This is a genomic window from Synechococcus sp. BIOS-E4-1, from assembly GCF_014279995.1.
In the GTDB taxonomy this organism is placed as follows: domain Bacteria; phylum Cyanobacteriota; class Cyanobacteriia; order PCC-6307; family Cyanobiaceae; genus Synechococcus_C.
This window is the reverse complement of sequence record NZ_CP047935.1, coordinates 818526-841463: the sequence shown is the minus strand read 5'-3', so window position 1 is coordinate 841463 and position 22938 is coordinate 818526. Positions and strand designations below refer to the sequence as shown.

Annotated in this window: 22 protein-coding genes; 9 read left to right on the top strand and 13 right to left on the bottom strand. The window is 58.6% G+C overall.

From position 1 onward, the window contains the following. The first annotated feature begins 359 nt into the window (after positions 1-359). Positions 360-911 (top strand): hypothetical protein, encoded by a 552-nt coding sequence (locus SynBIOSE41_RS04170; RefSeq protein ID WP_186539720.1) that lies wholly within the window; start codon positions 360-362, stop codon positions 909-911. 121 nt (positions 912-1032) lie between these two features. Then, positions 1033-1719, top strand: a complete 687-nt coding sequence (locus SynBIOSE41_RS04165; protein ID WP_222930576.1) for a four-helix bundle copper-binding protein — start codon at positions 1033-1035, stop codon at positions 1717-1719. Positions 1720-1945: 226 nt separating this feature from the next. Here the strand turns inward: SynBIOSE41_RS04165 and era are convergent, their stop codons facing one another. After that, a complete protein-coding gene (gene era, locus SynBIOSE41_RS04160; RefSeq protein ID WP_186540776.1) occupies positions 1946-2890 on the bottom strand; it encodes a GTPase Era in 945 nt (314 codons plus the stop codon). Between the two features lie 65 nt (positions 2891-2955). Here era and SynBIOSE41_RS04155 point away from each other — a divergent pair, with 65 nt between their 5' ends. Continuing rightward, positions 2956-3474: a hypothetical protein gene (locus tag SynBIOSE41_RS04155; RefSeq protein WP_186539718.1), complete on the top strand. Its 519-nt coding sequence runs from the start codon at positions 2956-2958 to the stop codon at positions 3472-3474. Positions 3475-3737: 263 nt separating this feature from the next. On the opposite strand, the gene SynBIOSE41_RS04150 is transcribed toward SynBIOSE41_RS04155, so the two are convergent. From SynBIOSE41_RS04150 to SynBIOSE41_RS04120, 7 genes are all read right to left on the bottom strand, one after another. Then, positions 3738-5090, bottom strand: coding sequence for a carbohydrate porin (locus SynBIOSE41_RS04150; RefSeq protein WP_186539717.1), 1353 nt, complete (start codon positions 5088-5090; stop codon positions 3738-3740). A 4-nt stretch (positions 5091-5094) separates the two neighbouring features. Then, positions 5095-6498, bottom strand: a complete 1404-nt coding sequence (locus SynBIOSE41_RS04145) for a sugar porter family MFS transporter (RefSeq protein ID WP_186539716.1) — start codon at positions 6496-6498, stop codon at positions 5095-5097. 141 nt (positions 6499-6639) lie between these two features. Then, positions 6640-7374, bottom strand: a complete 735-nt coding sequence (locus tag SynBIOSE41_RS04140) for a Bax inhibitor-1 family protein (RefSeq protein ID WP_066906886.1) — start codon at positions 7372-7374, stop codon at positions 6640-6642. A gap of 52 nt (positions 7375-7426) precedes the next feature. Continuing rightward, positions 7427-8458 carry a PhoH family protein gene (locus tag SynBIOSE41_RS04135; RefSeq protein ID WP_186539715.1) on the bottom strand — a complete coding sequence of 344 codons (1032 nt, stop codon included), beginning with the start codon at positions 8456-8458 and terminating at the stop codon, positions 7427-7429. 8 nt (positions 8459-8466) lie between these two features. Then, positions 8467-8859, bottom strand: coding sequence for a 30S ribosomal protein S16 (gene rpsP, locus SynBIOSE41_RS04130; protein ID WP_186539714.1), 393 nt, complete (start codon positions 8857-8859; stop codon positions 8467-8469). A gap of 77 nt (positions 8860-8936) precedes the next feature. Continuing rightward, positions 8937-10412, bottom strand: a complete 1476-nt coding sequence (ffh, locus tag SynBIOSE41_RS04125; RefSeq protein ID WP_066906882.1) for a signal recognition particle protein — start codon at positions 10410-10412, stop codon at positions 8937-8939. Positions 10413-10499: 87 nt separating this feature from the next. Beyond that, on the bottom strand, positions 10500-12602 hold the full coding sequence (locus SynBIOSE41_RS04120) for an ARC6/PARC6 family protein (protein ID WP_255475936.1): 2103 nt from the start codon (positions 12600-12602) through the stop codon (positions 10500-10502). An 85-nt stretch (positions 12603-12687) separates the two neighbouring features. On the opposite strand from SynBIOSE41_RS04120, the gene pdhA reads away from it, so the two are divergent. Beyond that, complete coding sequence (pdhA, locus tag SynBIOSE41_RS04115; protein WP_066906878.1) at positions 12688-13791, top strand: pyruvate dehydrogenase (acetyl-transferring) E1 component subunit alpha; 1104 nt, start codon at positions 12688-12690, stop codon at positions 13789-13791. Between the two features lie 44 nt (positions 13792-13835). Here the strand turns inward: pdhA and SynBIOSE41_RS04110 are convergent, their stop codons facing one another. From SynBIOSE41_RS04110 to SynBIOSE41_RS04100, 3 genes are all read right to left on the bottom strand, one after another. Next, positions 13836-14750, bottom strand: a complete 915-nt coding sequence (locus SynBIOSE41_RS04110) for a histone deacetylase (RefSeq protein WP_186539712.1) — start codon at positions 14748-14750, stop codon at positions 13836-13838. Positions 14751-14780: 30 nt separating this feature from the next. Then, positions 14781-15722, bottom strand: a complete 942-nt coding sequence (locus SynBIOSE41_RS04105; protein WP_066906876.1) for an RpoD/SigA family RNA polymerase sigma factor — start codon at positions 15720-15722, stop codon at positions 14781-14783. 154 nt (positions 15723-15876) lie between these two features. After that, the gene (locus SynBIOSE41_RS04100; RefSeq protein WP_255476025.1) at positions 15877-17379 is read right to left on the bottom strand and encodes an NAD(P)H-hydrate dehydratase; all 1503 of its coding nucleotides are present in this window, start codon (positions 17377-17379) and stop codon (positions 15877-15879) included. Positions 17380-17488: 109 nt separating this feature from the next. Here SynBIOSE41_RS04100 and mnmA point away from each other — a divergent pair, with 109 nt between their 5' ends. Beyond that, positions 17489-18658, top strand: a complete 1170-nt coding sequence (gene mnmA / locus SynBIOSE41_RS04095) for a tRNA 2-thiouridine(34) synthase MnmA (RefSeq protein ID WP_186539711.1) — start codon at positions 17489-17491, stop codon at positions 18656-18658. Here the strand turns inward: mnmA and SynBIOSE41_RS04090 are convergent. Further along, on the bottom strand, positions 18582-20099 hold the full coding sequence (locus SynBIOSE41_RS04090; RefSeq protein ID WP_186540774.1) for an apolipoprotein N-acyltransferase: 1518 nt from the start codon (positions 20097-20099) through the stop codon (positions 18582-18584). The genes mnmA and SynBIOSE41_RS04090 overlap by 77 nt on opposite strands. 54 nt (positions 20100-20153) lie before the next feature. Between SynBIOSE41_RS04090 and SynBIOSE41_RS04085 the strand changes: the two genes are divergently transcribed. Genes SynBIOSE41_RS04085 through sodX form a run of 4 tightly spaced genes read left to right on the top strand, consistent with a single transcriptional unit; the run spans position 20154 to position 22042 of the window. Beyond that, on the top strand, positions 20154-20483 hold the full coding sequence (locus tag SynBIOSE41_RS04085; protein ID WP_066906872.1) for a phasin family protein: 330 nt from the start codon (positions 20154-20156) through the stop codon (positions 20481-20483). Positions 20484-20518: 35 nt separating this feature from the next. Then, on the top strand, positions 20519-21121 hold the full coding sequence (locus SynBIOSE41_RS04080; RefSeq protein WP_066906871.1) for an FKBP-type peptidyl-prolyl cis-trans isomerase: 603 nt from the start codon (positions 20519-20521) through the stop codon (positions 21119-21121). A gap of 43 nt (positions 21122-21164) precedes the next feature. Further along, a complete protein-coding gene (gene sodN, locus SynBIOSE41_RS04075; RefSeq protein ID WP_186539710.1) occupies positions 21165-21638 on the top strand; it encodes a superoxide dismutase, Ni in 474 nt (157 codons plus the stop codon). Between the two features lie 26 nt (positions 21639-21664). Next, the gene (sodX, locus tag SynBIOSE41_RS04070; protein ID WP_082826354.1) at positions 21665-22042 is read left to right on the top strand and encodes a nickel-type superoxide dismutase maturation protease; all 378 of its coding nucleotides are present in this window, start codon (positions 21665-21667) and stop codon (positions 22040-22042) included. A 1-nt stretch (position 22043) separates the two neighbouring features. Here the strand turns inward: sodX and trpC are convergent, their stop codons facing one another. Then, a complete protein-coding gene (trpC, locus tag SynBIOSE41_RS04065; RefSeq protein WP_186539709.1) occupies positions 22044-22928 on the bottom strand; it encodes an indole-3-glycerol phosphate synthase TrpC in 885 nt (294 codons plus the stop codon). Positions 22929-22938: the final 10 nt, after the last annotated feature.

Genomic DNA, 22938 nt, shown 5'->3' with positions numbered 1-22938 from the left:
AAGAGCAGCTCACGCATTCTCATAGAGCCATCACGAATGGCGTGATCCTTGCCCTCGCGAACAAACTCACGATCTGATCCTCGGGTTGGCGTCATTGATCAGTCCAACAAGCTGCCGAAGTCAAAGCTGATTGCGCTTGGCTAAGAGAGCACTGAGCGAAGGAATATGGTCCGTTTCCTCCAACTTTGCATCGACATCAGGAACTGAACAGCAGACGATCACCGAGTATCAAATTTTCGTTTTTGCCCAGTACAGATGAAATAAACAGAGGTCTTAACAAGTCAAGAAAAATTGCGCAACCACATTGCCTGCCAGGCCCTGGCCAGTATGAGCATTCAGGTATTTACGGAACTGATTCAATGAGTTTCTTCGGACGGCGCACCTTCATGGTTCTTGCCGGCTCCCTGGGCATTGGCGTTGTTGCATCCACTCCACGCAAAGCTTTTTCCTCATCTGGCAAAGGTCAGTGCCTCTCCCTCGAAGACCAACGGGTGAAACGTTTCACCGCTTATCGGGAGATGGCTTTCCAAGATCCAGCCAAGGCCGTGGAGACATACAGCTCGCCTAATTTGAGTTATGCATCAACATCTGGACAGGAATTCAACAAGCCTCAGTTGATCGAACGGATCAAGCAGTGGAACGAAGGCTTCCGCCGAAATGCAGTCAAACCAGTTGTTGCCACGGAACTTGAAGACGGGTCAATCCTGATTGTTTACGATCAAAATATTCTCAATTCTGGCGACTTCAGAGGCGCTTCCGCATCCAATAATACGCTTGATCTAACTAGCCTATTCAAGGTTTCCTTCGACGACAAAGGGATGATTTCAAGTTATTCCTCATACCAGGACTACGGACACCTTGCCAAAAACATTGGCTCTGCAAACTCAGTGCAACTTTTAGGGCTTCGCTGATAGAGAGCAACGAGTTCAAACTAACGATCGCGCGTGAAGGATGAGAAACAGCCCATCCACTCCTTCACGCTTTGGCAAAGCCAACTCAACGAAGATTCAGCAAGCCAAAAAATAACTCAGATTGACAGCCAGCCAGCACCCAACCTGTCCAAGGATTGGCTGCAAACAAAAAAGAAGCCCTACACAACACCCGCATGGCAAGCAACTCCGCCATGGCACATTGCAACGCCTTCTTGCAATCATTAAATCAATTAATTTTCAATTGCAAAATCTGAATCAGGACCTACAATACTTCGCACAGACCAACATCAATTTAACAATGAATCGAAGAGAGATGATCAGCGCGCTCGGGTTAACTGCTGTAGGCGCCGCCGCACCTTCTGCAGCAAGTGCACTTACTCACCAAATAACAAATGGGGCAGCTTCCACCGAAAAGGACGCCGCTTTGACTGCCTCTTCTGGCAACATTTCTGCACCAAACCCCTATGCCAATTGCATCATAACCGCCAAAAACTGCGTGGCCTCGGCCGAAATCTGTTTAACCAAAATGGTGGAGCTACTGGCGAAAGGCGAGGAGACATTTTTTGAATGCGCTGTCGCCACAAGACAAATGCTGCCGATCTGCGAGGCCCTGCTGAGCCTTTCCGCACAAGAGTCGCCTTTAACCACAGGGATCGCGAAGCTCTCCATCAAAAGCTGCACGGAATGTGCCGCTGCTTGCAAGCCACACGTTGATCACCACCCAGCATGTCAAGAGTGTTATCTATCATGCTTAGCATGCATTAAAAGCTGCAGAGAGATTACCTAGCCCTTTGAGCATATCCAATTCATTCCTGCCGAACTGAATAACCAACAAACCATTCAATCTCTGACCGTCAATCACATCAGAGTTTGTCATGCTCAGGGTGCAGTGAACAACATCGGCAGAGTTTCACCGATCTTCGATCAACACCATGGCCTGGAAAGACCTGAGATATTTGTCTGTCAAGAAAACTTCGACAAGTTCTACACATTTCCGTTTCCCCTGACAAGCATCAGAAAGCATCACCGCTGTAGCCAAGCTCGTTGAGGCGTTGTGGCTTGCTGCGCCAGTCCGGTACCACCTTCACAAACAACTCCAGATAGACGGGGCCATCGATCAGGTTCTGCATCTGCAGGCGAGCGCCCTGGCCGATGGTCTTCAACATGGCGCCGCCTTTGCCGATCAGGATGCCCTTCTGGCTCTTGCGCTCAACAAGCACGGTGGCCAAAACGGCGGTGCGCGCCTTGCTGTTTCCCTTTGCCGGCATGTCTTCCACCCGATCAATACTCACCGCCACGCTGTGGGGGACTTCTTCACGGGTATGCATCAGCACCTGCTCGCGGATCAACTCGGCCATGAGCAGCTTCTCGGGCTGATCACTCACCATGTCGGGCGGATAAAGCTGAGGGCCATCAGGCATCAGAGCACTGACAGCAGCCACGAGCTCAAGGCAGCCGGCACCGTTCAGGGCTGAGCAATGGTGCACCGGCCAGTCCGTCTCCCCCAACAGTTCGCGATAGGCCGCATCAGCCTCGGGCTTGCGATCGAGCGGGACCAGGTCCCACTTATTGAGTACCACCTGTACCGGTAAGCGCTGCTGACGCAGAAGGTTGACGATGAAGGCGTCCCCACGACCAGGCGGTTCGCAGCCCTCAAGCAGCAGCAACACCTGATCCACTTCCCCGATCGCAGAGCGTGCGCTCTGAACCAGACGCTCCCCCAGCAGGTGATGCGGCTTATGAATACCTGGCGTATCGACAAGAATCAGCTGGGCATCAGGCGTGGTGAGAATCGCTCTGAGGCGGTTGCGTGTGGTCTGAGCCACCGGTGAGGTGATTGCCACCTTGTCGCCCACCAATTGATTGACGAGCGTTGATTTGCCCACATTGGGACGTCCGATCAAGGCGACAAAACCCGAGCGGTAGCCGTCAGAGAGCGACGATGAGGCTGCATCCATCCCTTCAGCATCGCCTGAAGGCCGCACCCTGCCCATAGGCTTGTGAGGCCAATCATTTGCTGTTCATGACCCAGCGAGAACCGAGCTTCCAGGAAGCCATGGAGATCGCCGCCGGCTGGATGAAGCAATGGGACCTGGAGGAAATCAGCGATGAAGTGATGGCAGACCGCGTCGGAGCACTCGTGGCCAGCCGAGATGGTGCCAGAGGGTTCTTCGTTGTGAGTCTTGCGGGCGACAGCGCCCTGATGGACAGGCTTCCGGATGCCCTGGTGATCAAACTGCGCGAAGCGGGCGACGGAGTGGTGGATCTCACGGCACGCAATCTGGCCATGAGCGCAGCCATGGCTGTGCATCACCGCAACAACAACGAGGACGAGCAAGCCGCCGGCTCAGAGCGCGTGAATCAACGCTGCTGCGAACTGCTGCGCCAGCTCGATTCCCAGCGTGTCAAAGACCGACTGGAGGTCCTTCTGGAAGCCGCAAACCACAGTCGTGGCGAAGATCTGGCCTTTCTCGAACGCTGGGGTTATGACGATCGCCAGAGACGGGCCATCGGCGATGCCGTGCAAACCGTTGCAGAGTGACCTCAATCACTCAGAAGCCCTAAGGCAAAAGCTTCAGGCCCGTTCACGAGAATCGAAAACCTCAGCCGGATCATCAACGGGCAGCATGCACCAGATCTAGCGTAACGAAGCATGAAGCATCTGCTTGCAACACTATTAGGGCATTCTGAAGTTGAGACAACTTTCGTCGCACACTGATTACTGTTAACACCATCGGCCGGGTGATGGGGATCAACCGATGTCGACACCTCGGATTGGATCCGGGGTTTTTTATTGAAAATCGATCAGAACAACACGGTCATCTGCACACCGATAGCGATGGAATCAGGAACTTCACCAGTTCCATCCGGATTGAGAATGTACTGAAGATTGGGTTGGATACTTGCATTGTCACCAAGGGCGATCTGATAACCCAGTTCAAGGATCGATTCCCAATCCTGTCCGCTTGGGGCCTGCGAACTCCAGGTCGCATGGGTGACCCCCAACACCAAAGCGTCATGGGGACGCCGTCGCAGCACGCCCTTACCCACCCAACCAGCTGCAGCAAAAACGGGAATGGTCTGGACATCGGGATCAAAACCGTAAGAGGCCGTTGCCCACAGGCGACCATCCAGGGCCAGATCCCCCAGGGTTACCGGAAGCGAAACGAGTCCATAGACACCATCATTTCGAGCAGACCATTGCTCTGGATCCTCCAGTTGCGGAAAATCCCAACGGCCAAGCCAGCCGCCCAACTTCAATCCAGGTGCTGGAAGACCCGAAATGAAGTCCAGGTCTTTCTCATCTTCAGGCACTCGAACAATACGTCCATCATCGAGTTGCTTCACAGGAAGGGCGTGAGTCCTCGAAAAGGGCCAATCGATCTGCAGAAACTGAGCTACGCCATCTCGGGATGCATTCAGCTGAAAGTCAGCACCGTGAAATCCAGGCTCAAATCCATCGGGATTGATCTGATAAATCCCATAGCGGAGAGTTGTTGAATCGGTCGTACCCAGATGCGCCACTGCACCGTATTGATTCGCCGGGTAGGCGGCGACGGGAAGCGAATTGGGTATTCCCCAGATCTGCCCACAGAAACCATTGTTGGAATAAAAGCAGAACAGAGACGATGACGCAAAGTCATCAAACGTTGCCACTTTCCCAGCTTTGATCTTCAGCAGGCCTGTTTCGGCCTGTTGACGCTCCACCCAGAGTCCAGCGAGCCGGAAGGTCTGGCCATAGCCAAAGATCTGCTGCACCGCCTGAGCATTGGGAATGGATTGAGAAAGACTGGTTCCTGATCGCTGAGACAGATTGGCCGTCAAACTCCAGCGGTCCCACTCCTGCCAGTCTTCGGCGGAACGAGCAAGACCGCTGGAAGCAGTCATGTTCAGCGAAAGATTATGGGTATAGGTCGCAGTCTGCTCAAGACCACCCCAAGGATTGCCATTGATTTCATTCACATAGCCAAAGGAGAGCGACAACCAGTCGGGAACATCCAGCCAGTTTTGAAGAATGGGCTCAGGCCTCAGCTGCAGTAGCGGAACAGAATCCTCAACAGAGGGAAGCTCATCGGCACGGGCGCAATCTGTCGCACTGAAACAACTGATCAACAATGCCAACCCGAGCAAACGCTGCAGAGGATTACGGAGCTTCATCAATTCAGGCCATTTCCTCCAGTTCCTTACCACGGGTCTCCTGAACCAGAAACAGCACGAAGAAGAATGAGATCGCACCGGCTGTGGCGTAGAGCCCATAGGCGAGCGCTGGACCTGAGGACTTCAACAGCATCGGGAAAGTCGTGGAGATCAGGAAGTTCGCAAGCCAGTTCACAGTGGCCGACAACCCCAGCGCGATTGCTCTGATGCGGTTGTTGAACATCTCACCGAGCAGGACCCACATCACAGGTCCCCAGGAGAATCCAAACGCAAACACGAACACATTCGCTGAAATCAGCGCAACCAGCGATGGGACTCCCGTTAGCTGAGGCATTCCATCCACAACGGGCGCTCCGGAGAACGTCCAGCTCATCAGCCCCAGGCTGACCGTGATCACCACTGACCCCAGCAGCAGCAGCGGACGTCGACCTAGGCGGTCGATGGTGGCGATGGCCAGAAACGTGGTCACCACATTGGTCACAGCTGTGATCACGGTGACGCTGAGACTTTCGGTGGTGCTAAAACCCACCGACTGCCACAGCTCGCTGGAGTAGTAGAAGATCACATTGATACCGACCAACTGCTGGAAGATCGCCAGCAGGACCCCCGTCCACACGATCGGGAGCAGTCCGGATCGACGACTGAAAAGATCTTTGATCGAACCGCCACCGCCCTTGCCTTGGCTGGACTGAATGCGATCAATCACCTCCTGGGTGGGTTCGCCAATCGTGCGACGGATCACCGCTCTGGCCTGATCCAGATGTCCGATCTGAACCAGGTAGCGGGGACTTTCAGGAATCCGCAAAACCAAAAAGCCATACAACAGAGCCGGAACCACCTCCGCCATCAACATCCAGCGCCAGGCCGCCATCGGGCCCACAAGCGATGTGGGCTCCTGGTCAGATGTGACCAGCACGATCAGATAGTTGAACAGCAGCGAAATAAAGATGCCGAGCACAATGGCCAGCTGCTGGAGAGAGCCGGTGCGTCCGCGCATCGCCGCTGGGGAGACCTCAGCGATGTAGGCCGGAGCGAGCACACTGGCGAATCCCACGGCAACTCCACCAACCACTCGCCAGACCACCAGGTCCACCAGCCCTGGCGCCAGAGCCGAACCGACGGCACTGAGGATGAACAGCACGGCTGCGAGCACCATGCTGGGTCGACGTCCGAAACGGTCAGCCAGCCAGCCGGCCCCCAAGGCTCCAGCGGCGGAACCCAAAAGCGCCGAAGACACGGTGAGTCCCAGCAAGGATGCCGAGGTCTGGAATGTGGCCTCAATGGCGCTCACCGCACCATTGATCACAGCAGTGTCATATCCGAACAGGAAACCACCCAGTGCAGCGGTGATGGCAATGCTCAGGATCGCGAAAACCCGCTTTTGTTCTTCTGCAGTGCGATGTTGCATGCCTAAAGGACAGCAGCAGTGACCTCAATTCAGCGAAAGATTCTGGAATTGTCCGATCAATGTCACACCCTGAGATCTCGGCGATCAAAAAAACCCCAGCTGCTGCCAGGGCTTATCTGCACTGAATCAATCAGTTCGGACTCAGTCGCGGCGGCCGCCACCCTGCAGCGCAATGACAAGACGCAGGATGAAGATGAACAGGTTGATATATGTGAGGTACATCCCCAGAGCGCCAGCAAGATATTGATCATCCCGATAGGTGCGGGGCATCGTATAGAAATCAACAAAGGCCATACCGACGAACAGCACCGTGCCAAATCCAGCAATGGCCAGGTTGGTGGCTGCATAGATGCCAGGGATAAAGAATCCGGCAACGAAGATGCCGAGCATCGCAATGATCAGCCCCATCAGGCCGAGGCCGACAGCAGCCGATAAAGCCTGACCGACGCTGTCGCTCATGCGGCGACCAACCACCGAGGCGATGACAAAAGTGAGACCCGTGGCAAGCGCAGCAATCCCGATCGAGGCAACACCTGCAACGGCAATCGCCTGCACCACAAGACCAGTGAGCGTGAAGCCGGTGAGCAGACTGAAGGTGGCCATCAGCGGCAGCGCCGTACCGTTGTTGCCCTTGTTGGCGGCATTCTGAGCCACAAAGAAAAGAATGAACCAGGGAATGATTGCCACCAACGACAAGGTGTTGAAGGCAGAGAATCCGATGGACCCCATCGTGGCCATTCCACCAACCACTCCTGCAGCCGTCAGGGCCATGCCACCGCCTACGTATGGAAGGGCTTTGTTGACCACATTGGGTCCCACCAGTGCGCTGGATTGCGCATCGCGGATGGCGTTTTGGAAGTTGCTGCTGGCTGGCATGGTGCCCCAGATCACTGGACATATCCTGCCAGCTACAACCAGGTTGTGGTTTTCAAACCGGTGCGGATCTCCCCATTGAACGCCGCACCGGCCTGGCATCCCGACGGGGGTTGCTCTTGTCACGCCGTGCGTAGGCATCTACGACGCGCTGCACGAGCGGATGCCGCACCACATCAGCCGACGTCAAACGGCAGACAGCCACCCCCTCGACCCCATCAAGAACCTCTGAAGCTTCCACCAAACCGCTGAGCTGGCCGGGCGGAAGATCCACCTGGGTGATGTCTCCAGTGACAACCATGCGGGAACGCTCTCCGAGACGAGTCAGCACCATGCGCATCTGAGCCGGAGTGGTGTTCTGCGCCTCATCGAGGATCACAAACGATTCGGCCAGGGTTCGGCCGCGCATGTAGGCCAGAGGGGCCACCTCAATCACCCCCTTTTCCAGCAGTGCTGCTGTTTTCTCCTGTCCAAGCAGCATGTGCAGGGCGTCGTAGAGCGGACGCAGATAGGGATCCACTTTCTGCTGAAGATCACCGGGCAAAAATCCCAGTCGTTCGCCTGCTTCCACTGCAGGCCTGGTCAGCACCAACCGCTCCACCTTGCGCTCGGTGAGCATGCGGACAGCCAAAACTGTTGCCAAAAACGTTTTACCTGTGCCTGCAGGACCGAGCGCGAAAGTGAGATCGTGACGCTCCATCGACTCCACGTACGCCTTCTGACGCAGCGTTCGCGGGCGCAACAGACTGCCACGCTGGTTGCGTGCCAGAACCTGCTGGCCCATGGCTTCATGTTCATGATTGCGGCCAGTGTCAAGCGCCTGCAGCGCCGACTGAAGATCTACCGGCGAAATGGATTCACCCTCTTCCCAGAACTTGCGCAGCAGCTCAACAACAGCAGCAGTGCGTTCCAGCTGGTTGGGGCGACCGCTGATCTCCAGTTGCAGTCCTCGCAAAACCAGAGTGGTTCCCGTCAGAGCCTCGAGTTGACGCAGCGTCTGTGAAGTAGGACCACCCGCCAGAGCGAGCGCAGCCTCTGTATGCGGCAGATCAAAAACGAAGCGACCGGGTGAGGTTGCCTCGGACATCGTGTTGATCAGCCTTCAGCGCTGGCTGCGTCATCTCCAGCTGGTTGCTCAGCTTGAGCTGCAGCGGCCTTGGCCTCAGCCGCATCCTTGGCAGCCTGTTTGGCATCAGCTTCACGCTTGAGAGCCTGCTTGGCCTTGCCGACCACTTCTGCCGGGCGGACTTTCTTCTCGATCAAACCACCCTTTTCAAGCAGGGTGCGGACGACATCGGTGGGCTGAGCGCCCTGGCTCAGTCGCTCACGCAGTGCCTCTGCATCCAGACGGGTCTCTTTGGTGCGGGGGTTGTAATAACCCAGCTCCTGAAGAGGACGACCATCACGGCGTGAAGTGCTGTTGCAGGCCACTAGGCGGAAGCTTGCTTCCCGCTTCTTACCGAACCGCTTCAGGCGGAGCTTGATCATCGTGGCGCTGGTGTGGGTTGGGACAGTTCGGCGACCTCTGACAGAAGCGCCAAACAACCAACTTAACCTGCCGCCTGTCAGAGGTCGCCGAAACCTTTCTTCTTCTTGAAGGGTCGCTGACGCCGTGGGGGGCCACCGCCTCGACCGGCCGGCATGCCACCAGGCATCCCCGGCATTCCGCCGCCACCCATTCCAGGGAATCCGCCCATCCCCGGCATGCCCCCCATACCGGGCATGCCTCCCATGCCAGGCATCTGGCCCTGAGACATCTGCTGCATGAAACCGCGCATCTTCTGAAAGTCAGCCAGCACCTTGTCGACATCGGCGGGTTGGTGGCCGCTGCCACGGGCGATGCGCCGACGACGTGAGGGCTCGCTGGCCAGCAGGTCGGGGTTCTCCCGCTCCTGCTGCGTCATGGAGCCGATCATCGCTTCGATCTTCTTCAGCTGCTGCTCCCCCTGCTTGAGCATGCCGTCGTCGATCTTGTTCATGCCCGGGATCATCTTCATCAATCCACCCAGCGATCCCATGCGCTTGATCAGGCGCATTTGCTTCACAAAATCCGAGAAGTCAAAGGTGGCTTCCTGAAGCTTCTTCTGCATCTGCTCGACATCGGCGAGCTCCACCTCCTTCTGGGCTTTCTCGACAAGGGTGAGCACATCTCCCATCCCGAGGATGCGGCTCGCCATCCGCTCGGGGTGAAAAGGCTGCAGTGCCTCCACCTTCTCCCCCGTACCGATGAATTTGATCGGTTGACCGCTCACCTTGCGGATCGAAAGAGCGGCACCACCCCGGGAATCGCCATCGAGCTTGGTCAGTACGGCTCCGGTGATCCCCACCTGGTCGTGGAAGGCCCTGGTGAGATCGGCCGCTTCCTGACCGATCATCGAATCCACCACCAGCAGCACTTCATCCGGCTGCACGGCGGTTCGGATCCGCACCATCTCCTCCATCATGTCGGTGTCGATCTGAAGACGACCGGCGGTGTCGACCAGCAGAGTGTCGAAGCCTTCCTGCCTGGCCTTATCGAGTCCTGCCGCTGCGATGTCTTCCGGTTTGGCGTCAGCACCGAGACTGAACACTTCGACACCGATCTGTGCACCGAGCGTCTTCAGCTGCTCGATGGCGGCAGGACGGTAGACGTCCGCACCCACCATCAGCGCCCTCCTGCCCTGATCTTTGAGGTGGAGTCCGAGCTTGGCTGTTGCCGTGGTCTTACCAGCACCCTGCAGGCCGGCCATCAGCACCACCGTCGGAGCCTCCTCGGCCTTGGCCAGAGGGGCGTTGTCACCGCCCATGACCTCCACCAACTGGTCGTGGACCACCTGGATGAACTTCTGGTCTGGAGAGACCCCGCGCACCACCTCCGCACCCACGGCCTTGTCACGCACCTCCGCGACAAAATCTTTGACAACCGGGAGGCTTACATCCGCCTCCAGCAAAGCGCGGCGCACATCCTTGAGCGCGCCCTCCACATTGGTTTCGCTGATCTGGCCCTGGCCTCTCAGCCCTTTGACCGCGTCTTCAAAGCGGGCTGACAGCTCATCGAACATCGGCCGGACATCGGTTTCAGTTCTCTGATCGTAAAAGTGGCAGGGGGTGGAGGTGCAATCTCCATCTCCGCAAGGCTGATCGGTCGATCAGACCGGCGCATAGGCCTGCAGGCGCCAGCCATCCTCATCTCGGCCAAGGATGTAGGTCACCTTGAGCGATTTCGGGGCTGTGCTGTTCACCACTGTTCCAGCTGCGTTCAGCGTTTGATCGCTGTAGTCCACATCGGCACGCAGCTCGATGCGTTGGGGAGTGCGGCTGATGACCCTCATGAAGTCGATTGAGGCCTCAACCTTCTGCGTCAGTCCTGCTGACTGATCAGCAGATCGCTGCTGGCGCACCTGATTGATCAGCCCGGCCCGGGCGATGGGCTGAAGTTGTTCATCTGCGGTGCCCTCTCCGCCAAGAACAGAGGCTTTGCGATCCAGCCAGGCCTGAAGCAGGGCCTCCAGCTGGGCATCGGAGGGGCGCTCGGAACGAAGCACGGAATCGGCTGCGGAGTCAGCAGTTGAGACAGGCGCCGGCTGAGGCTGTTCCGTGAGAGCAGGCACAGCATTCGCAGTGGACTCATCAGCGGCATCCTCCACAGAGCCCTGCTGCTGCGCATCTGGAGCCGACTGATCAACAGGTGCATCCATCGATGTCTCACCAGCCAGCTGAGGCTGCTCTGCTTCACGGCGTAGACCGACGACGCTGAAGACACCGATCACCAGAACCACAGCAAGAAACACCCCGGTTCCGATCCAGGTCGAACGACTCGGTTGAGGCAGCTGCGGCCATTGCAGCTGCGGTACCGACGGCAGAGATGGACGAGGCATTGCCGGCCAGACGAAACCTCCTCCAGGCGCATCATCTTTGTCCTGCTTGTCATCTGCTGGAGCATCGGGATCCAGCAGAGGCAGCGGCAGCGTTCCGTCGGGATCCACCGTCAGAGGAGACAAGTTCTCAAGAGACCAATCGCCTGGCTGCTCCTGACGCTCCAACCGCTCGACGTAAGCCTGCACATCCCGATCAGCAAACCAGGCCTCCAGATCGATGGCTTCGGCATCGACATCCCGATATCCGGGCAGCACATCGCGTCCCAGCCAAGTGCGGCAGTAGTCGCAGAGCGCTGCCAAGGTGTCGCCAGGGTGCTCTGACAACCAAGTTTTGAGGGCTGGATCAGCACTGCTTGCGAAATGACGCTCGGCCCGATCCACATCGCCAAGGAGCAGGTCAAGACATCCCAGAAGAGGTTGGGTATCAAGACCGTCCAGCGTGAGTTCTTGCAGACGGGTGCGGGCGTCCTGGACCCGTTCAGGCTTGCGCTGGGAAAAACCTGCAGCTGCCAGAGCCATCACAACGAGGAAGGATGCATCAGCTGAGCCAGCCTCCTTCAGGCGTCTGAACAGATCCACTTGCTCCTGCACGGTCAGGAAGCGACGAATCTGCTGAAAAAACAACTCAAAGGAACCCTGATCCATGCCTGCTGGCAGTTCAGCAGTCTCCAGCCCCTCAAGAGCACTCCCTTCCAGTCCGCCCCGATCGCTGATGAAGGTTTCCAGCATCATCAAGCCTTCATGTCGCGCCGATTGCTCAGCAAGATCACGACTGAGCAGATCAAGGATTCGAAATGGACGAAGCCTGGAGAGATCGGTTTCGAGCACCTGCCTCTGCTCGGGAAGCTTGCCCATCCGCTGAAGCAGCTGCATCCCTTCCTGCAGCAGATTGGCAGCTGACTCATAGCGCCGCTTCTCCTGGTCCTGCTCAGCAGCGTCGCGGGCTGCCAGAGCCGCCAGCAATGCCAGATCCGACTCCCTGCCACTGCCTAAAGCAGGCGCCTGAGGCGGCTGCAAGGCCTGACGGGCTAACTGAAAGGCCTCATGGGGTGCATGGGCTTCCCAGAGCAACATCAGGCCAGCGACCTCCAGATTGGAGGACAGTTCCAGACCTGTGGTGTCGCCAGGATGAACCTGACCGAGTTCCAGAAGTGTTGCTTCGTACTGTCCACGGCGTTCAGGATCCGTGAGCAGATCGGCTGATAAGCGGAGCAGCTCAGCCCTTTGATTGAGCGCCTCATGGGTGAACCCCTGATCGGGACACCGATCCAGGCGCAACTGAAGGGTGCGCAACACTGCCTCAGGTTCAGCCGTTGGACTAACCCCCAGCAGACGGAAATGGTCGATGGGAAGGTCCACCAGCATTGCAGCCATTGGCAGCAGACTGTAGGCAGTGTCTGGGATTTTGCCCATCGATCCGCCACGGACCCTTAAAGTCGGTGGTCAAACAGGTGGTGCCATGGGTCAGGACATCGCAATCGGCACAGAGTCACGCAGCGCCGCCGCCTCCGACGGACAGTCTCTGCTGGGTGCCCATGCGGAACGGCTTTCAACCCTGGTGACAGCCCAAAGGGCCACCGTTGACAGGGAGACCGGCCTGGCACTGTTCCGCGACATGACCCTCGGACGCCGCTTCGAGGACAAATGCGCGGAGATGTACTACCGCGGCAAAATGTTCGGCTTCGTGCACCTCTACAACGGTCAGGAGGCTGTGAGCACCGGTGTGATCGGCGCGATGAAGCGACAACACGACTGGTTCTGCAGCACCTACCGCGATCACGTTCATGCCCTCAGTGCCGGGGTTCCAGCCCGTGAGGTGATGAGCGAACTGTTCGGCAAGGAAACAGGTTGCAGCAAAGGGCGGGGAGGCTCGATGCACCTGTTCTCCAAAGAACACCACCTGCTTGGCGGTTTTGCCTTCATCGGGGAAGGCATCCCTGTGGCCCTCGGTGCAGCCTTCACGAGCCGCTACAAGCGCGATGCCCTGGGTGACCCCAGCAGCAATTCCGTCACAGCAGCATTTTTCGGAGACGGTACCTGCAACAACGGCCAGTTCTTTGAGTGCCTGAACATGGCGCAGCTCTGGAAGCTGCCGATCATTTTTGTGGTGGAAAACAACAAGTGGGCCATCGGCATGGCCCACGACCGAGCCACCAGTGATCCCGAGATCTGGCGCAAGGCCGGTGCTTTCGGCATGGCCGGTGAAGAGGTCGACGGCATGGATGTTCTGGCCGTTCGGGCTGCAGCACAGCGAGCCGTTGAACGTGCCAGGGCTGGAGAAGGTCCCACGGTGCTGGAGTGCCTGACCTACCGCTTCCGAGGCCATTCTCTGGCTGACCCCGACGAACTGCGCGCCGAAGAGGAAAAACAGTTTTGGGCCAAACGCGACCCTCTCAAAGCGCTTGAACGCGACCTGGTTGGCTCCGGTTTGACCAGCAGCGAGGACCTGCGGGCAATTGAAAAGGACATCGATGGCATCGTGCAGGACTGTGTCGACTTCGCCCTCAGCGCACCCGAACCGGATGGTTCTGAACTCACTCGCTACATCTGGGCCGAAGACTGACGTCCTGCCTCAGCACGAGAGCTTGATCCACCGATCGAGGCTGATCAGAGACCATGCAAACGGGCCTGATCAGCTGCGGCCCTGAACACCAGGGCATGACGCTTCACAAGCGGTGTCATGGCGTCGTAACCGCCACCGATGACGGTTGCCACAGGGATATTGCGGCGTAGACAGGCATCCAGCACCAGATGATCCCTTTGCAGAAGGCCAACATCCGTCAAGGCCAGTCGTCCCAGACGATCATCGCGATGAGGATCAACCCCCGCGTTGTAAAGCACGATCTGCGGATTCAAACGGTCCAGCAAATCGGGCAGATGATCGCCAATCAAGGCGAGGTAATCCTGATCCTCCACCCCATCGCGGAGGGGAAGATCCAGATCACTGATCTGCTTGCGGGCTGGGAAGTTGGACGCTGCATGCGCTGAAAAGGTGAACACACGGGGTTCGTCCTGAAAGATCAGCGCAGTGGCATCGCCCTGATGAACATCAAGATCCACCACCATGATCTGGGTGAGGCCCTCCTGCTCCAGCAGCACGCGAGCACAGATCGCCAGATCATTGAAGATGCAGAACCCACTGCCGTAACCAGGAAAGGCATGGTGCGTCCCACCAGCAAGGTGACAGGCCAGACCATGCTTCAAAGCCAATCGAGCTGTCAGCAGCGAACCGCCAACGGCAAGAAAGGTGCGCTGCACCAAAGGAGTGGTGACAGGAAGTCCAATCCGCCGCTGTGCCTGGCGATCGAGCCTGTCCCTGGCAAACGCTTCGTGATAAGCGCGGTCATGGACCAATTCCAGTAGCCGAAGAGGCACTGGCATCGGGCGATGTATCTGACCATCACTGGCCAACCCCGTTTCCCTGAGACAACTGTGGAGATGGCGAAACTTCGCCATCGGAAAACGATGACTACTGGGAAGCGGAGCGCTGTAAACCTCGTGATAAACGAGTGGTGGTTTCAACGATTCAAAGGACCACTGACCTCTGAACAATCAGAAGCTGGGTGCAACGCGACGAGTCAGGTTACGCAGTTTGCGCAATGCCTTGAGCTCAACCTGACGGACGCGCTCACGCGAGACCTCAAGCAGACGACCAATTTCGGCCAGTGTGTGACGCTCATGGCCGTTCAGACCGAAACGCAGGGTGAGAACGTGCTGTTCCTGATCACTGAGATGGCTCATCCAGCGCCCGAGCTGTTCGTGATGAATCCGTTGCTCCACCTTGTCGAGCGGCTCTCCCAGTGAAGAGTCAGCAATCAGGTCGCCAAGGAAGCTGCGACCTTCCTCCCCATTCACAGGTGCATCCAGGCTGCTGGTGGTCAGGGCCTGCCTCAGCAGCGAATCAAGCTCCTGCACAGGCATGTCCATCGCCTCAGCAATCTCGAGACGACTGGGCATCGCACCGAGCTTGTGGGCGAGATCCAGGCTCACTTTGCGGATCGTGGTGAGGCGCTCACTCAGATGCACCGGCAAACGGATTGTGCGCGATTGACAAGCAATGGCGCGCGTCATGCTCTGGCGAATCCACCAGAAGGCGTAGGTCGAGAATTTGTAGCCACGCGTGGGGTCAAACTTCTCAACAGCACGCTCCAGCCCGAGAGAACCTTCCTGGATCAGATCAAGAAGTTCAAGACCTTTTCCCTGATATTTCTTGGCAACACTGACAACCAAGCGCAAATTGGCTTTCATCATTCGCTGCTTGGCACGAAGGCCAACGCGAATCATCCGCTTCTGCTTGCTTGAGAACGACTCACTGTCAGAAGGGATCGTTCCATCCTCTGTGAGTTGCATCAGTTGCTGCACCTGGTTCCCTAACTCAATCTCCTCAGCTGGAGTGAGCAGTGGAATCCTGCCGATCGTGGCGAGGTACCAACTGATCGGATCACTACTTCGTCGTTTTTGGGTTTCTGAAACCCCTGCTGCCGCTGAGACCATGGGGATGAATCTGTGTCGTGATGCGACTTTCCTATGAATTTCTCGATCAGCGATGTGTTTTCAGCAACCCTTCAGATTCATGCGTGGAAAACGACACAAAACCCGGCGAATCGTGTAAAAAATGTAGAAAAGTCAAGCCCAATCGCACATCAAGTCAAGATCGCAACGTGAAACGCGTGAGACTCGCTAATTGATCTGAAATTGCCATTGCGCCACTGCTTTGATCGCATTGTCGAGCCGCAACAGCATGCAACAAGGCAGATGCGGCAAGGTCTTCGAAACTGAGATCACCCTTGGCCGCTAGGCAGCGTGATCCCCAACCGGCGGCGTGACCAGCAAGAAGATCACCCAGCCCGGTGCGCGCCACCTCAGGATCAGTGCCTGTCAGCTGCCTCACGTCCCCGCCAGGGGAAGCGATCACGCTGTGAGCACCCTTCAGCAACACCACGGCACCTGAGCAATCCGCAGCTGCCGCAGCCTTATCGGGCGGAGAGTCCTGCAGGCAGTCGGGGAAAAGGCGATCAAATTCACTGCCATGGGGCGTGATCCACGTTGGTCCGGATCGTTTCAACAACCAGCGCCAGCCTCCATCAGCGGCGGCCAGTTGATTGAGTCCATCGGCATCGAGCACAAGCAGTCCGGTGAAATCCAGCAGGGGATCCGCCCACTGCCGCCAGCATCCCTGCACCATTCCCAGACCAGGCCCGAGCAGGACGGCATCCAAACGAGCCAGATCACACTGCTCCCAGGCCACTCCCCACTCCAGTGACCCGTGTTGGTCCGACGAGAGACGCGCCCTCAGGACCACCTCAGGAACCTGCTGCCAGAGATGGTCCGCCACACAATCAGGAAGACAGGCCTCGACACTGCCGGCACCGCTGGCGAGGGCCCCACGCAACACGAGGTGGGCTGCACCCCGGTAGCGCTCACTGCCAGCGATCAGCAACAGACGCCCCCGCTGATATTTCATGGCCACCGGCAACGCCGGAGGACGCGGCAGACCAGCAAGATCATCCCTCCCCAGGAGCAGCTTCAGCGGTGGTGGGAGCGACTGCGTGAGCCGCACGGGCACATCTGGGTCAATGCGGTGCAGGCGGCCCACATGCGCTAACGCAGCGTCCTGCACCAGCCCGCGCTTGAACAATCCCACGCAGAGAGTGTCCGCAGCAATCGCGGCACCACCGTTGATGGGGCAGCCGGTGTCGGAATCCAGGCCAGCGGGAAGATCCAGGCTCACCAGACGCCCCGGGCAAAGCTGCTGTCTGCGCTGCAGCAGATCAGCAAGATCTGCAGGCAAGGGACGCTTCTGACCCAGACCAAACAGCGCTTCGATCCACAGACCCTGTTCGGCTGGATCAGGCGAAGACTGCAAGGAAGCGGCGCCAAGCCATTGCAAATGACGCCAATGCTCCTGTGTGAGGGGCTGACGCAAAGCAAGAGGCGCCCAGACCCTGACATCCACATTCGCTTCCAGCAGCTTGCGACCAACCACCAGTCCATCGCCACCGTTGTGGCCTGGTCCCACCAGCACCAAGGCGCCGGAAGCCAATAACTCCGGACGTGCCAGAAACCAGTCGGCCATGCGCTGGCCCACCGTTTCCATCAGAGCCGCCACCGGAAGGCCACTGGCCAGCCACTGCCTCTCAAGAGCGAGCATCTGATCAGCGGAGACCAGAAGATGGTCGGCATCAACGGGTGGCCAGATCACTGCCGAGACCCATGGCACCTCACTATGGAAAGAGAATCCCGTTCATGCCCGCCCAGCCATGTCGGCAACGACGCCCAGCATTGCCGCCACGTCAGCCGGCGCCCAGGCCCTGGAGCGCCTGCAGGCCTGGCCTGGCGAGCACCGCGTGGCGGTGGGGCTGTCAGGGGGCGTTGACAGCTCTCTCACCGCTGCACTGCTGGTGGAGGCAGGCTGGGAAATTGAAGGGCTCACCCTCTGGCTGATGAGCGGCAAGGGCGCCTGCTGCGCCGAAGGACTGGTGGATGCAGCGGGAATCTGCGAGCAGCTGGGCGTCCCCCACCACATCGTCGATTCGCGCGACAACTTCGCGCGCGAGATTGTGGAGGGCTTGATCGAGGGCTATCAAGCTGGCATCACGCCCCTCCCCTGTTCACGCTGCAACAGGTCGGTGAAATTCGGACCGATGCTCGAGTGGGCACGGCAGGAACGGGGTCTCGAACGCGTTGCCACAGGTCATTACGCCCGGATACGCCTGGATGAGACCACAGGACGCTGGAAGCTTTTAAGGGGTCTGGACACCCGCAAGGACCAGAGCTATTTCCTTTACGACCTCAACCAGGACGTGCTTTCCCGCGTGGTTTTTCCACTGGGCGAACTCACGAAACCCGATACCCGTCGGGAAGCGAGCCGGCATGGACTGCGCACCGCGGAGAAACCAGAGAGTCAGGACCTCTGCCTGGCCGATCATCACGGCTCCATGCGAGCGTTCCTCGACGCCTATCTGCCGCCGCGACAGGGAGAGATCGTGCTTCAGGACAGCACGGTTGTGGGGCATCACGATGGAATCGAGCACTTCACCATTGGCCAGCGCAAGGGACTGGGAGTGGCATGGAGCGAACCTCTGCATGTCGTGCGCCTTGATGCGGCGATGAATCGCGTGGTGGTGGCACCTAGGGCCGAGGCAGGTCGCGCTTGCTGTGAGGTGGGAGCCATCAACTGGGTCTCGATCCCACCTCCGGCTGCAGGTTTCAGCCGCAGAGTGGAGGTGCAGGTTCGTTACCGCAGCGGCCCGGTCATGGCTGATCTCACCTGCATCGAGGCCAGTGATGCCGACATCGCTGGGCAGCGTCCCCATCGCTGCCAATTGAGGTTCGACGAGCCTCAGTTCTCAATCACCCCCGGCCAGGCGGCGGTGTTCTACGAAGGCGAGTCCGTGCTGGGAGGGGGCCTGATCCAGAACTCGTTCTAATCAGAACACCGACAGCCAGCAAAAGCATCAGCCAGAGCGGCCACTCACGCCAAACCGCATAGAGCGTCATGCCCTGCACTGGTTCCAGTTGCACCGGCAGCAGCCCCGGGAGCATGGCGGGCAGCTCTGCCTGAACCAGTCCCCTGTCGGCTATCAGAGCCGTGGGGCCGGTGTTGGCAACCGAGACGAGTGGCCTGGCAGTCTCCAGGCTGCGCAGTTGTGCCAAGGCCAGGAACTGCCTCTGCAGCAGCCGTGGATAGGGATCGAGATTGGCTGCTGCCAGGATCCATTGCGCGCCATCCGCAACGGCCTCGGCCAGGGCTGTTCCATTGCTGATCTCGTAACAGATGGCCACCGCCGCAGGAGGACCGCCCCAGCGCCAGAGCCTGGAGGACTCACCTGGCTGCAGGCCTCCGACCGCCGACAATCCTGCCAGGCCAGGCCAGGAGGGCGCCCATTCCCCCAGCGGCACCAAACGGTGCTTGTCGATGCTGTTGGACGTTTCTGGCATCTCTGAAGCCATCAACAGCAGGGAGCTGCGCTGCTGGCCCGCCACGAAACGAAAGCCACCACTGATCAGGGGAATCTCCCCAGCGTGTTCAACGCCAAACTTCGCAGGGAGCGTGCCCTCAGGAGCAATCAGCAGTTGGGCCCCGCCTCGTTCGGCGCTGTCCATGGCCTGACGCAATCTGCGAGGCAGCTCGGTCTGCCGACGAACGCTGAACTTCTCACGGGTGGGGATCGCCGTTTGCCAAAGGGCCAGCGGCAATGCAGCTGCGTCGTTCCGCGAGCCCTGAGCGACTCCCTGCAAGGCCACGGCACCCAGACCATGGGCAACCAGCAGGGCAAGAACACCCCAGCGAAGCAGCCGCCAGCGCTGCTCTCCCTCAAGGCGGACTGCGCTCCAGATTTGCCAGAGCCACCAGCCCAGCAGAAGCTGAACGGTTGCCAGACCTCCGGCACCGAACCAACCGGCCAGACCTGCAAGCCAGCGGTCAGCGGGGAGAGAGCTGCCGCCAACGCCTATCCAGAAGAGCGGTCCTCTGGCGAGAAGCGTCTCGCTCAGGCCCCAGACCAGAGACAGAACCACGGCCTGCAGCAAGCCGCCGCGACCCGGCAGCCAGCGCGCCAACAGACTCCATGCCACCACAAGCAGCGCTGCGGACAGGACGCAGGCCAACCAGACCATCAGGGCAAGGGGGAGACTCAGCGGTGCTGGTACCCCCAGCCAGGTCAGGGGGTGAAGGGCAATCAACCAGCGATGGCTGATGGCTATCGCCACAGCAGCCCACAGCGCCGCAGCCACAGGAGATCGGAGCACAGACCACAACAGCGCCAGGGCGGGAACCATCCACCAGGGGCCTGAAAGGCAGAGGCCGATTCCTGCCAGAGCGCCACCGCTCAGTCCCCTGAGCAATGGCAGGGATCGGTCATTGCCCATGGTCAGCACCATTGGATGCCGTCATCCTGAATTCAGACTGAACTGCGATTCTCGATGGAGACCGCCAACCCCCTTCAGCAGCTGCTGCTCCGTGGTCTCGGAACCACCACCCTGGTGGCTGACCGTCTTCGCTATGTAACCCAGGAATGGGTCAGCAGTGGACGCCTGGATGCGACTCATGCCTCCGCACTCGTGGATGACGTGCTGAAGGCTCTGCGCGGAGAAACACCGGAGCTTGAGCAGCAAATGGGGCGCAACCTCGAACGCAATCGCGACAACTTGCTTCAGGATCTGGGGCTCGCCAGCCAGAAGGAGCTGGATGAACTGCGCGGTCGGATCGATCGACTCGAGCAACAGCTGCGCCAACGCGATCGTCAGGAGTAAGCCTGCCAGAATCGGCGGGAACAAACGGAACTCCAGTGCGCGACATTCTGATCAGTTCTGCCGTCTGCGTGGGATGCCTGATCGTGGCTCTCATCAGTCAGATCGTGGCTCCATCCACCGTGATCGCCGCAGCTCCGGCAGCGCAACCCGCCATCGTTCAGACCGCTGGTCTGAGCAGCGCATCCAGTCCGATGGAACTGGATCCCGATGAGACCAATCCAACCCTTTTCGCCATGGCTCCTGAGACCAACCAAGCCGACGCCTCGGCACTGGGAGGCGCCATGAGCGCCGACAAATCACAGATCCTTGCCAACGGCTTGCGCATCACCGACCTGGAAGTCGGCACCGGCCCTGAAGCCGTCGCAGGGCAGACCGTGGTGGTCCATTACCGAGGAACGCTGGAGAACGGCAAACAGTTTGACGCCAGCTATGACCGCGGCAAGCCCTTCACCTTCCCGCTCGGACGTGGGCAAGTGATCAAAGGATGGGATGAAGGCGTCCAGGGCATGAAGGTGGGCGGCAAGCGCAAGCTGGTGATCCCTCCTGAGCTCGGCTACGGCACCCGCGGAGCCGGCGGTGTCATTCCACCGAACGCAACGCTGATTTTCGAAGTGGAGCTGCTCGACATCAAGTCCTGAGCGACAGTTAGTCTGAGTGGACGGCAGTTGACTATCAACCCACATGCTCCGCTCGGCACTCACAGCCATTGTTCGCGCACTACCTGCTGAAGCAACACAAGCCCACTGCGACGGTCCTTGTGGGGTCTATGACCCGGCTTCAGCTCGCGTAGCTGCGGAAGCTGTTCTCTCAATGACCAAGAAGCTCAAGGCCATTGAGGCACCTGCAGCAGGCGACGCTGCAGCTCTGGCGACCTACAACAACACGTTTTCTCGCTACGTCGCGATCAAGGAAGAGGAGGCCACCAAGGCCAAAAAGGAGCTGATGATCCTCTGGACGGATTACTACAAGCCCGATCACCTCGCCACCTTCCCCGATCTGCACGACACCTTCTGGAAAGCAGCCAAACTCTGCAGTGCCTGCAAGGTCAACATCGATCAGGGCAAGGCGGAAGAGCTGATGGCTGCCGTTGAAAAAATCCATGGCATGTTCTGGACGTCCAAGGGTCGCAACGACGCCTGGGTCACCGCATCCTGAGTGCCCCACCGTCTGGGTGAGTCACTGTGAACAATCCGATTCCAGCAGCAGGTCTCAAGGACCTGCTGCTGTTTTTTTTGGGCAGGCGAAGACTGTTCCAGGTGGAAGGTGACTCGATGCTCCCCGCTCTTCAGCCCAAGCAACGGCTGCTGGTGAAGAGTCTGGCTAAACCCGACCAGCCACCCTCACCGGGCACTGTTGTGGTGTGTCATCACCCAAGCGATTTCAATCTGGTGATCACGAAGCGCGTCTGGCACTCAACAGAAACCTGGCTTGAGCTCAGGGGCGACAACCAGGATGAGAGCACAGACAGCCGTCACTTCGGACCGGTTCCATTGGACCGCGTGATCGGAGTGGTGACCGCGGTTATTCCTTCAACAAGTCGGCAGATCGACAACCGCTGAATCAGCCTGAGATCAAGCTGCGAAGCCCCTGTTCAACGTTCTGCTGACGCATCAGGGCTTCTCCCACCAACACCGCGGCAGCACCTGCGGCCTGCACACGATCGAGATCTGCACGCAGAAACAGACCCGACTCACTCACCAGCAACGCTCCCTGGGCCTTCAAGTCGGCTTCAAACTGATCGGCCAGTTGCTCTGTGGTGGAGAGATCGGTCTCAAAACTGGTGAGATCCCTGTTGTTGACTCCAATCAACGGGAAACCACCAAGAGTAAGAACACGCTGCAATTCTTGCGAGTCGTGCACTTCCACCAGCACCGTGAGTCCAATCGTCGCGGCCACTTTCTGCAAATAGGACAGATCCTGATCCGAGAGGATGCCGGCGATCAACAACGCGGCATCAGCGCCAGCGGCACGCGCCTGATAGAGCTGATGCGGGCTGAGAATGAAGTCTTTACAGAGCAGCGGCACATCCACTGCTTCGCGGACGGCGACAAGCACATCAAAACCGCCCTGAAAAAAAGTCTTGTCCGTTAGCACGGACAGGCAGCTGGCACCACCAGCCACATAGGAACGTGCGATCGCAACGGGATCGAAATCCTCACGAATCACACCTTTGCTGGGACTGGCCTTTTTGACCTCAGCGATGACAGCCGGCAAGACCGGAGCCGATCGCAACGTCGCCAGAAAATCCCTTGACTTCGGAAGCTCAGCAACCCGGGCTTTCAGCTTGGCCAGCGGCATGCGTTGACGCGCTGTTTCAATTTCCCGGTCTTTCTCCCAAACAATCTTCTCCAGGATGTTGCGTGGCTCACTTTCCTCGTGAGGGATCGCATATTCGAGATGAGCCACCTGAACCTTGGGGTTGGGTGGACGGCGACGAAACTCCATAGCGGCAATC

Coding starts and splice junctions, on each gene's coding strand:
- SynBIOSE41_RS04170 (WP_186539720.1), top strand. CDS start 360: ATGAGTTTCTTCGGACGGCGCACCTTCATGGTTCTTGCCGGCTCCCTG.
- era (WP_186540776.1), bottom strand. CDS start 2,890: ATGGATGCAGCCTCATCGTCGCTCTCTGACGGCTACCGCTCGGGTTTT.
- SynBIOSE41_RS04155 (WP_186539718.1), top strand. CDS start 2,956: ATGACCCAGCGAGAACCGAGCTTCCAGGAAGCCATGGAGATCGCCGCC.
- SynBIOSE41_RS04150 (WP_186539717.1), bottom strand. CDS start 5,090: ATGAAGCTCCGTAATCCTCTGCAGCGTTTGCTCGGGTTGGCATTGTTG.
- SynBIOSE41_RS04145 (WP_186539716.1), bottom strand. CDS start 6,498: ATGCAACATCGCACTGCAGAAGAACAAAAGCGGGTTTTCGCGATCCTG.
- SynBIOSE41_RS04140 (WP_066906886.1), bottom strand. CDS start 7,374: ATGCCAGCCAGCAGCAACTTCCAAAACGCCATCCGCGATGCGCAATCC.
- SynBIOSE41_RS04135 (WP_186539715.1), bottom strand. CDS start 8,458: ATGTCCGAGGCAACCTCACCCGGTCGCTTCGTTTTTGATCTGCCGCAT.
- rpsP (WP_186539714.1), bottom strand. CDS start 8,859: ATGATCAAGCTCCGCCTGAAGCGGTTCGGTAAGAAGCGGGAAGCAAGC.
- ffh (WP_066906882.1), bottom strand. CDS start 10,412: ATGTTCGATGAGCTGTCAGCCCGCTTTGAAGACGCGGTCAAAGGGCTG.
- SynBIOSE41_RS04120 (WP_255475936.1), bottom strand. CDS start 12,602: ATGGCTGCAATGCTGGTGGACCTTCCCATCGACCATTTCCGTCTGCTG.
- pdhA (WP_066906878.1), top strand. CDS start 12,688: ATGGGTCAGGACATCGCAATCGGCACAGAGTCACGCAGCGCCGCCGCC.
- SynBIOSE41_RS04105 (WP_066906876.1), bottom strand. CDS start 15,722: ATGGTCTCAGCGGCAGCAGGGGTTTCAGAAACCCAAAAACGACGAAGT.
- SynBIOSE41_RS04100 (WP_255476025.1), bottom strand. CDS start 17,379: ATGCTCGCTCTTGAGAGGCAGTGGCTGGCCAGTGGCCTTCCGGTGGCG.
- mnmA (WP_186539711.1), top strand. CDS start 17,489: ATGTCGGCAACGACGCCCAGCATTGCCGCCACGTCAGCCGGCGCCCAG.
- SynBIOSE41_RS04090 (WP_186540774.1), bottom strand. CDS start 20,099: ATGGGCAATGACCGATCCCTGCCATTGCTCAGGGGACTGAGCGGTGGC.
- SynBIOSE41_RS04085 (WP_066906872.1), top strand. CDS start 20,154: ATGGAGACCGCCAACCCCCTTCAGCAGCTGCTGCTCCGTGGTCTCGGA.
- sodN (WP_186539710.1), top strand. CDS start 21,165: ATGCTCCGCTCGGCACTCACAGCCATTGTTCGCGCACTACCTGCTGAA.
- trpC (WP_186539709.1), bottom strand. CDS start 22,928: ATGGAGTTTCGTCGCCGTCCACCCAACCCCAAGGTTCAGGTGGCTCAT.